The 2,599-nt window shown below is 63.3% G+C and carries 4 protein-coding genes; all 4 read left to right on the forward strand.

Features of this window, described 5'->3' with window-relative positions; all coding sequences use genetic code 11:
• Positions 1 to 855, forward strand: an 855-nt coding sequence (locus J7G73_RS12765) for a collagen-like protein (protein WP_291246544.1), incomplete at its 5' end; no start/stop codon positions are given.
• A gap of 30 nt (positions 856 to 885) precedes the next feature.
• Positions 886 to 1,338 carry a hypothetical protein gene (locus J7G73_RS12770; RefSeq protein WP_143424759.1) on the forward strand — a complete coding sequence of 151 codons (453 nt, stop codon included), beginning with the start codon at positions 886 to 888 and terminating at the stop codon, positions 1,336 to 1,338.
• A complete protein-coding gene (locus J7G73_RS12775; RefSeq protein WP_291246545.1) occupies positions 1,319 to 2,359 on the forward strand; it encodes a hypothetical protein in 1,041 nt (346 codons plus the stop codon). The genes J7G73_RS12770 and J7G73_RS12775 overlap by 20 nt, the downstream gene beginning before the upstream one ends.
• Positions 2,320 to 2,599 (forward strand): GH25 family lysozyme (locus J7G73_RS12780; protein ID WP_291246546.1); only part of this gene is annotated, 280 nt, incomplete at its 3' end. The genes J7G73_RS12775 and J7G73_RS12780, both read left to right, overlap by 40 nt.

Genomic DNA, 2,599 nt, shown 5'->3' on the forward strand with positions numbered 1-2,599 from the left:
GGCGCCACTGGTCCCACCGGACCCCAGGGGCCTCAAGGCGCTACCGGCCCCACCGGCCCGGCAGGCCCCAACCTGGTGAGCAAGAACACCCAGGTGAGCGGCTTTTCCAACGGTCAGGTGCTGTATGTGAACGGCAGCGTGGTGGGCGCCAAGACCCTGACGGCGGCGGGCATCGGCGCGGCGGCAGCCAGCCACAGCCACAGCTACGCGGGATCGATCATGGCGGGAGGACCTGCTTACAGCGCAGAGAAACTGGCCGACAGAGTTCTTCTTACGATCGGAAATGCATCGCATTATTTTGATGGCTCCGATGCGGTAACCTGGACCCTGTCTGAGATGGGCGCGGCAACAGCCGCCCAGGGACAAAAAGCGGACCGCGCCATGGAACGAAAGGGCCTGCTCCCGCTTGGAACAACGGATATCGGTCAGGTGGAGCAGGGCATCTGGCAGACCGACAGCACCCACAAGGTAAATCCCTGGCCGGAGGGGCTCAACGAGGCAGCAACACTGATCCGCACGGATTATCACATCCAGATCACGGATGTGTTCGGAACCACAAGATGGTGGAACACCTATTACAATCAGTGGCGCACCATCGATGCCGGAGAAATCGCAGGGAATGCGGTATCAACCATCTACGAGGGCGAGCTGCTGCTGGATGACAAACCCGGCGGATTGTATCTGCTTTATAACAATTCAGATGCGCCGGATGGCAGCTGGTGGCTGGTCTTGCATGCCAATTTTGGCGGAACGGGAATGGATGTTGCCTTTCATCTGCTGAACCAGCATTCTCCGCGCACCAGAAAATGGGCGAGCGGAACCAAAGGAAGCTGGGAAGTGTTGAAGATGCAATAACACCCGGTGTGCGAAAGGAGGAGAACAGGGGTGTATCCTGATTTTATGGGGGCTTTGCCGGTGCGCGCGTGCCAATGGCAGGCCCCGAAAACCAGTTGGTCGGCGGAGGATGCCTTCCGCCTGGACCCGGACTATGAACGCATCCGGGATAACCTGCTGTATCTGCAGCAGCGGGCGGCGGCGATCACCCAAAAGCCCGGCTACAGCCAGATGCAGGACTATGCTGTGGATGGAGTTCCGCTGGCGGATTTTTTCAACCGGGTGGAGGAAAATCTGGCGGCGCTGGCCGATGCGGTACAGCCGCGGCCGGAGTATTCCACCCGCAGCTTTTCCCCCGGCAGTCTGGTGTGGGACTGGCGGGACCTGGAGCGCATCGAGGGGATGCTGCTGCAGATTTACAACGATCTGAACGCAATCGAGAACGGCCAGCAGAAGCTGGCTTTTTGTTTGGGAGGTGGCTTTTTTGGCACGTTTGTTTCGTGATCTGAAGGTGAATGAACAGGATGGCAAGGTCTATCTGACCCTGTACAACCGGGACGGCAGCCCCGCGCTGCGGGATGTTTCGGTGGGGGTGAGCAGCGAGGTGACCCAGCCCGGCGACAACTGGACCGCCGCGGCGGCAAACCTTTTGCTGCGCCTGGATGAGGAGGACCAGCCCCAGCTGGCCCTGACGCCGCAGGATATCGGCGCGGCTGCTGCCGAAAACGGGGTGAGCCTTTACGTTCATCAGAAAAGCGGCACGGTGCATACCCTCACCGGCAGCGGCGACAACCTGCGCTTTGTGGCCACGGCGGATTTTGCGGCGGGGGATACCATTCAGGTGAACGGCCAGGCCTGCACCGCCGCCACCGCGGCAGGCGACGCGCTGTGGAACGGCTTTTTCAAGAGCGGGGCCGTGGTGGTGTGCTACCGCACGGGGAACCGCTTAACTTTTAACGGCGGGGGCCTGCCCGCGGCCGAAGCGGCCAAGCTGGCCCCCGAAAACCTGAAGACCGGCGTTTCCATCACCGCCAACGGCAAAACCGTGACCGGCAGCTTCACCGCCGACGGCACCGTGACCGCCGGTCAGATGCTGGCGGGGGCCGTGGGCTATGCAAAGGGCGAGAAGGTCACCGGCAGCATCCCCTCCAGGGGTGCGGCCGCCTACCGGCCGGGCACGGCCGACCAGACCATCGCCGCCGGGCAGTATCTGAGCGGGGCCCAGACCATTCAGGGAGACGCGAATCTGCGGGCGGACAACATCCGCCAGGGGGTGAGCATCTTCGGCGTTGCGGGCAATCTGGTGCCCCGCATCCCCGTGGCCTATGCAGCCTGCAGCCGGGTGCTGGGGCTGCTGCCCGGCTCCACCGGCGACTACCGCCGCCCCACCAGAGCCTCCGGTTATGCGGACCCGGCCTACGGCAGTCTGTCCGGTCTGGGCTATTTCCAGGACAACCAGTCCGGCACACGGCAGGTGGTGTGGCAGTGCGCCAGAACGGGGACCCGATTTTGGGCATCGACGTGAGCAAGTATCAGGGCAATGTGGACTGGCCCCGGGTGAAGGCGGCGGGCTATGCCTTCGCCTTCGTGCGGCTGGGCTACGCCAACGGCGACGGCAGCATTGTGGCCGACCCTTATTTTGAGCAGAATCTGAGCGGCGCGGCAAACGCCGGGCTGGACGTGGGCGTGTATCTGTACAGCTACATCGACAGTGAGGACCACGCCCGCATCGCCGCCGCCCGGGCGCTGGAGCTGCTGGCGGGCC

The sequence above is a fragment of the Allofournierella sp. genome, assembly GCF_017889395.1.
In the GTDB taxonomy this organism is placed as follows: Bacteria; Bacillota; Clostridia; order Oscillospirales; family Ruminococcaceae; genus Allofournierella.